Below are 6,896 nucleotides of genomic sequence, written 5' to 3'. Positions count from 1 at the left end.
CTTCTCCGTTCCCTCCGCTTACTCCTGTTCCTTCGACTCCTGCAGCAACCCGCTCGGATCGAGTACGAGTACGAGTACCGCTACGCTGAGTACGAGTACGATCGAGCCCTTGAAAGCTGCTCTCTTTCCTCCCTCTTCCGTGCTCTTCCGTGTCCTTCCGTGGCCCCCCCGTCGCGTCCTTCCCCCATTCCCCCGTCTTAGAGCGGATCGACTTGGCAGTCGTCGAGCAGGACGCTGGCCCCTTGGTTCATGAACCGCACGTCGATCAGCAGGCGAGTTTCGCCGTGCCGCTTGAGGACGATCCCTTCGAAGCCGGCGAACTGACCGTTGCGGACGCGGACGCGGGCTCCCGGTTCGAATCGGGCCTCGGGCGTGAGCGGTTCACCGGTCGCGATCAGGCGGCGAATTTGAGCCAGGTCGGCGACGAGCAAGTCGGCGTCTTCGACTTCGAGGCAGCGGGAGATCGTCCCGGTGCTGACCGCCTCGTAGCGAGCTTCGTTGTCCCCGCGGACGAACACGTAGTTGGGAAACAGAGGCAGGTGCGTCGTGCGAACCCGCCCGGCCGGCGAGCGGTACCGGCGGGAAATCGTTGGGCAGTAGAATCCCACTTCGAGCTGCAGCAGGCGCCGCATCAGCTGCTTTTCCTGACGCGAGCGGGTGTACATCGCCCACCAGGGAGCCGCTCCGGCAGGCTGCTCCAGCAGATCGTCGGGGAAGAGGTCAGTCTCGGCGGGCAAGATCGGCATGACGAAGAGTGTTCCCAGCTTGCTCGAGTGAGAGGGGGCTTGCTCGAAGGAGCGTCGCAACCGATCCATCTTAGAAAAAGCCCCCCCGACGGAACCACCGCAAAAATGGAGCCACCGTCGCCGCCCATTCTCCATCCGCCCGGCGCGAGCTCTGTCAGAAAACCCGGAACGACACTCTCCCCCCGGGAGGGTCGCGAGGAACGGGCGGGGAGGGTGATGCGCGACGTACAGCCTCCACGCGGCTGGATTCAGTAGGCCCTCCCCGGGCCTAAGAGCCCGACCCTCCCGGGGGGGAGGGTAATGGTGACAGGAGTTTTCTGACAGACGCTACCGCGTGGCGGCGGCTAAATCATCTCCCACGGCTGCTGGCGAGTAGCGGCGGTCGGTGGCCCGCTCGGTGGTGGCCCGCTCAGTGGTCGCCCGCTCGGCAGGGGGGCTTGGGGCGGTGGCGGCTACAACCAGTTCGCTCAACTGGGGACGCAGGTCGGCGAGGACTTCGGCCAACCGCTCGAGCGTCTCGTAGACGGCCGGGTCGCTGCCGCGGGCGATCACATCGCAGCGTCCGACGATCCGATCCTGATCGAGCTTGGGGTCGAACGCGAGCAGCGGGATTCGCAGCGACATCTGCTCGATTTTTTCGGGCATGCGCACGCTGCTCCAGACTCCGTGAAAGCCCTCGTGCATCCAGGAGATGTTGAGGTCGAGTTTGACTTGGGAGAGCCCTTGGTGCTGCGCGAACTCGACCAGTGTCTCCCAGACTTGCCGCCACTGCCGGCTCCCCTGCAGCTGCACCGTCCGGCTCTGCATCCGCTGATCGCAACGGACGGCGGGCGTGAGCAGCGACTCGCTAAAATTCACGGCCCGTCGAACGAGCAAGGAGAGCTCGGCGTATCCGAACAAGCGAGTCCCGACCAACACGCCGAGGACTGCCGCCGCTCCGACCACAGCGATCCAGTGCTGGGCGAGGACGACCGACAGCACGCCGGCGGCGGTCGTCGCCAGACACAGCACGGCGACGACGAGCAACATCCGCCGAGGTCCGAAGCGAAGCATCAAGAGGTGATGCAGGTGGGCACGATCGGTCGCATAGATGCTGCGGCCGGTCAACCACCGTCGGAGCAGGGCGATCGCTGAGTCGAACAGCGGAATCGCGAGCACCGCCACCGGCGCGGCGGCCAGCACAGTTGAACCGCTGCTGGAACTCCAGATCGCGAGCACGCCGACGGTGAGCCCGATCAGCATGCTCCCAGCGTCTCCCAAAAAGATGCTCGCCGGCGGGCGGTTGTAGTTGAGAAAGCCGAGCAGAGCACCGGCCATCGCGATCGCCGCGATTCCCTCCGCTCCGGTTCCCGCTTGCCAGCCGAGCACCGCCAGTCCACTGCAGATGATCATCCCAGCGGTCGTGGCCATCCCGTCCGCACCATCGATCAGGTTCAGCGCGTTGACCGCTCCGAGCAACCACAGCATCGTCACCGGATAGGCGAAGACGCCCAGCTCGAGCGAGACCCCGAACAGGTGGACCGTCTGGATCAACGTGCCGCCGCCGATCACGCAGCAGAGGATGGCGATCTGGGCCAGCAGTTTCTGCCGCCCCCGCAGCGTCAAGGCGTCGTCGACGAGACCGACCAGCAGCATCGCCGCGGCGGCTCCGAACAGGACTGACCAGCGGCCGGGCAGTTCGGAGATGGTTGAGAAGTGCTCGCCGCCTCCCCAGTGGATCCCGCCGCCCCAGTGGATCGTGGCCAAAAACGCGGCCACCGAAGCGAGGAACACTGCCAGCCCGCCACAGAGCGCCGTCTCGCGGCCGTGCAGCTTCCGCTCCGGGTCGGGTCGGTCGACGATCCCCAACCGGCGGCTGGCCCAGCGAACCAGCGGCACGAGGCACAGGGCACCGAGCAGCGCCAGGGAAAAGGCGACGGCCGATGCGGAAAGGGGAGTCAGGGTGGCTGCGGCGATCATAGAGGTGACGATCGAGAGGAGGCATTAGAGAAGCAATGCGGCTGCCCACGCGATCACAGTAGTTACGAGCAGCAAGCCGAGTCCTCAAATTCCCCCCTCGCCCGGCCTTTCTCCACCGACGCCGCCCGCACCGCCGCGAGAATCCGCGCAAGCCGCAGGGAGGGCGGAGTACGGAGCACGGAGGACGGAGTACCGGGGGGAGGGATTTTGCTTGTTTTTCTCCCCTTTCCGGTTGCCCACCCCTATTTTCGCTCAACGCCGCCTGGCGGTTGGGCGATGTATTAGGGGTGTCGGAAGCTGCCAACGTCGCAACATCCGGCACCACCGTTACCTGCATTTCTACGACTGCCGTTGCAGCCAAGGGGGGCCAAATGGCGGATCGTCCTCACCCGATGATGACGACACGAGTGCGACGGCGAAGGATTCGCCAGCTGATGGCCGCTGCGGTCATCGCCTGCACGAGCGTCGGCATGGGCAGCGGATGTACCATGTTAAGCGGCCTTCACCAGGCGGTCGCCGACAACGATTGTGTCGACGACTTCATGGTGAGCTATCGCAACCGAGCGTGGAGTGCCAAAGCGTGGCACCGCGAAAAAGCTCGGTTCTGCAACCAAAAGCACTTGGCTGATTTCCGAGCCGGCTTCCGAGCGGGCTACGAGAGCGTCGCCAGTGGTGGCCCGGGCTGCGTCCCGCCGCTCGCTCCCGAATCGTACTGGGGCTGGGAATACCAGTCGCCCGAGGGTCAGGCCAAAGTCAGCGCCTGGTTCGCCGGCTTCCCGCTCGGGGCCAAAGCGGCCGAAGAGGACGGGATCGGCTACTGGAGCGAGATCCGGACCACGCTGCCGATGCCGGTGGCCACGCTGCCAGCCTGTGCGGTTGCCGGTCCGTCGCCGCTCGATGGCGGTCCGACTCCGGTCGACCCGGCGACCCTGGGAACCTCCGCGATCGGCGGTGTGCACGAAGCGGTCCCCGCGCCGCCCGCCGGTGGTGTGGTCGTTCCCGCCGAGGGCCAAGCGCCGGCCGGCGAGCTTCCGGGTCCTGCGAGCCAGGGTCGGGTGGACCGAAGCCCTGGGGGATTGGGCCCTGGGGGATTCGGCCCTGGAGGACTGGGAACGATCGACATCGATTCCTTGAACCGCGTCCCCGCCTCGTCGGTCCCGACCGCCGCTTCGGGACGCTAGGACGACCACGCTCGCCCGCTCCGGACGATTTCCAAGTCGGGCCGGGGGGCGAGCCGTGAATCGCGGGAGACCGATCCCGAACGCACCGGCCGATCGAGACTCGGCTGCGCCGACATTCAGAGAACATGGTCCGCCCTCCGTGGCGGCCTCCGCTTCGAACGAGAGTCCAAAGATGAGCGTTAGCCCTTCGCCGCATCGCTTCGCAGCGGCGGTGCCCCGCGTCCGTGGCGGTTCTTTGCTGGCCGGCCTGATGGTGTTGGCTGCGACGGGATGCACCAGTCTGACGAACCCCATCGACGGGGTCCCCGCCAACCGGCTGCCTCCGCAGTTGTTCGCCCCGCCGAAGAACGATCTGGTGCCGGTGGACATCTCGCTGCTGACGGTCGAGCCTCCTCGCGATTACCAGTTGGCCGGTGGCGACATCCTGGGCGTGTACGTCGAAGGCGTGTTGCCGTTCAACGCCCCCGACCAGCCGCCGGGGCCGCCGCCGGTCCACTTCCCGGAAGGGGACAGCCTGCTGCCTCCGTCGCTTGGCTATCCGATCCCGGTCCAGGAAGATGGCACGCTGTCGTTGCCGCTGATCGAGCCGCTGAACGTGACGGGGCTGACGCTCGACCAGGTCCGCGACAAGATCCGCAACGCCTACATCGACGCGGGCATCCTGCAGGCCGAACGGGCTCGACCGATCGTGACCTTGATTCAAGAGCGGACCTACAACGTGATCGTCGTCCGTCAGGACGCTGGCGGCACGGGGGCTGGCTCCGGTTTCACCCGCGGCTCGGACGAAAGCGCCTCCGGGGCGCTCGTGAAGCTCCCCGCCTACCAGAACGACATCCTGCACGCATTGGTCGAAACCGGGGGTCTGCCTGGGGTCAACGCGAAGAACGAAGTCAAAGTCCTGCGAGCCAGCCGCGCTGACAAGCGTGCTCGTGCGGCTTTCATGCAGGAATTCTACGCCCACCAGAAAGCGGCGGCCCTTGATCCCTGCATCTGCCCGCCGCCGCTGCCCGAAGATCCTTCGGTCCTGCGGATTCCGCTGCGGCTGCCGCCGGGAGTGGTGCCCCAGATCACCGAAGATGATGTGCGGCTCCATGACGGCGACGTGGTCTATATCGAGTCGCGGGAGACCGAAGTCTTCTACACCGGTGGCTTGTTGCCCGGCGGCGAGCACATGCTGCCGCGGGACTACGACCTGGACGTGCTCGGAGCGATGGCGATCGCCGGGGCCGGCATCGGCGGCCAAGCCGGTGGTGGCGGCGGCGGAATCGGCGGCCTGGGCAGCATGGGTCGGATTCCTCCGGGACTGCTCTACATCCTTCGCAGAACGCCCTGCGACGGGCAGGTGGCGATCGAAGTCGACTTGACCAAAGCGATCAACGATCCCCGCCAGCGACCGCTGATCCAAGCCGGCGACATCCTGATCTTGCAGTACAAGTGTGAAGAGGAAGCACTGAACTTCGGCATGGCCACCTTCTTCACCTTCGGCATCCGCGAACTGCTCCGCAACTAAAGCCGAGCCAGCTCCCGAGAAACCCCCAAACGCCCCGCAGCCAACCAAGGTTGCGGGGCGTTTTTTTTTAAGTGGCGAGAAGGGAAAGCCTCCGATTCGTGCTCGTGCTCAGCGTCCGGGGAGGCCACGGAAGAACACGGAAGAACACGGAACAATCTCAGATCTCAGATCCGAGATTTCAGATTTTGCGAGGCTCAGAGGGGTGCCCGGCCGGATTCGAGTACGAGTACGAGTACCGCTCCGCTGAGTACGAGTACGATTCTTGACAACTCTACTCCCTTCCGTGCTCTTCCGTGTCCTTCCGTGGCCCCCTCTGTTTTCCGGCTCCCGGCTACCGGCTACCGGCTCCCGGCTACCGGCTCCCGGCTACCGGCTACCGGCTTTGGAGAAACGGGGGGCGCCAGCTGGGGGCGAGCGTGGCGTCGTTGGCGTCGACGCCCGCTTCGATCTCGCCTCGATGGTTCAGGAACGGATGATCGGGGAACGCCGTGGTCGTTCCGGTGGCGAAGAACCGCACGCGTCCGTCTTCAAACAGCAGGTTGAATCCGCGTCCTTCGTGTGCGGTCGTCCAACCGTCGAGCGTCTCGACCGGGGCGTCGGCCAGGATTGCAAAATCGGCGCGGCCCTCGAAGCGGGGCGCGGCATAGCGGCCTTGCTCGCGAACGCCGAGTGAATAGGCATAGTGACCACCCGCGACTTTCTGCAGCAGCCCGAGCCGCTGGGGAGACGCCGACATCACGTCCGCTTCGCTCGGAACCGGACGCCCAACCCACTGCGAAGGCACGTCGAGCGAGGGACACCAGAAGGGGAGCAGCTTGGGCATCAACCCTGCCTCGCGAAGCTCGACCGCGTACATCCCCGAGAACGCCTGCGGCCCCTCCACCGACAACTGGGGCATCCGCCGATCGGGCTCGCGAGTCGCAAAATGGACCACGGCGACTCCCGCCTCGCGAAGATTCGCCTGGCAGGCCTCGCGGCGGGACTCGAACCGCCCCCGCAGGATCCCCGGCAAGACGAGGCCGGCGAGCAAAACCCCGGTCAAGCTCGTGGCGATGAAATCGACCCACCGCCAACCGTCGCCGGCTGGAGTGACAGCCGCCGGAGAGAGTGCCGCCCGCGAGGATGACTGCGCCGGAGACGCCAGCGGATCGTCGTTCGCTTCCGCCCCACTGCCAATTGCCGCCCCACTGCCGGTTGCCGACTCGCTGCGAGCCGCTTCGGCGCGGTCGATCGCGTCCCAAGTTCGCGAGAGGAGGTCGGCCGGGGGCTCGAAGATTTCTTCGGCTTCCTCGAGCGGACGCAGGGAGGCTTGCAAGCGATCGAGTTCGGCTCGCAGGGCCGGGCTGTCGCGGAGCGCCCGCTCCACCCGTTCCATTTCATCCGGTTCGAGAGCACCGAGCAGATAGCCGAGCAGGTCTTCGCGCATCGAGACGAGCCACCGAGAAAAGCTGAGCGTTGGGAGGGTTGCGACTAAAGAAGCCTACGCAACGAGTCGGGCCC

The 6,896-nt window shown here is 66.1% G+C and carries 5 protein-coding genes; 2 read left to right on the top strand and 3 right to left on the bottom strand.

Annotated elements, in window-relative coordinates:
* Positions 1 to 197 precede the first annotated feature (197 nt).
* Together nusG and GNK13_RS15075 are read right to left on the bottom strand one after the other, a co-directional pair.
* On the bottom strand, positions 198 to 746 hold the full coding sequence (nusG, locus tag GNK13_RS15080; protein WP_164103389.1) for a transcription termination/antitermination protein NusG: 549 nt from the start codon (positions 744 to 746) through the stop codon (positions 198 to 200).
* Between the two features lie 327 nt (positions 747 to 1,073).
* The gene (locus tag GNK13_RS15075; RefSeq protein ID WP_164103388.1) at positions 1,074 to 2,705 is read right to left on the bottom strand and encodes a glycosyltransferase family 4 protein; all 1,632 of its coding nucleotides are present in this window, start codon (positions 2,703 to 2,705) and stop codon (positions 1,074 to 1,076) included.
* Between the two features lie 392 nt (positions 2,706 to 3,097).
* Here GNK13_RS15075 and GNK13_RS15070 point away from each other — a divergent pair, with 392 nt between their 5' ends.
* Positions 3,098 to 3,886, top strand: a complete 789-nt coding sequence (locus tag GNK13_RS15070; RefSeq protein ID WP_164103387.1) for a hypothetical protein — start codon at positions 3,098 to 3,100, stop codon at positions 3,884 to 3,886.
* A 250-nt stretch (positions 3,887 to 4,136) separates the two neighbouring features.
* On the top strand, positions 4,137 to 5,396 hold the full coding sequence (locus tag GNK13_RS15065; RefSeq protein WP_315852996.1) for a polysaccharide biosynthesis/export family protein: 1,260 nt from the start codon (positions 4,137 to 4,139) through the stop codon (positions 5,394 to 5,396).
* Positions 5,397 to 5,769: 373 nt separating this feature from the next.
* On the opposite strand, the gene GNK13_RS15060 is transcribed toward GNK13_RS15065, so the two are convergent.
* Complete coding sequence (locus tag GNK13_RS15060) at positions 5,770 to 6,822, bottom strand: hypothetical protein (RefSeq protein WP_164103385.1); 1,053 nt, start codon at positions 6,820 to 6,822, stop codon at positions 5,770 to 5,772.
* Between the last annotated feature and the right edge of the window lie 74 nt (positions 6,823 to 6,896).

Source organism: Candidatus Laterigemmans baculatus, from assembly GCF_010367455.1.
Classification (GTDB): domain Bacteria; phylum Planctomycetota; class Planctomycetia; order Pirellulales; family Pirellulaceae; genus Laterigemmans; species Laterigemmans baculatus.
This window is presented reverse-complemented; position numbering and strand designations above follow the sequence as displayed.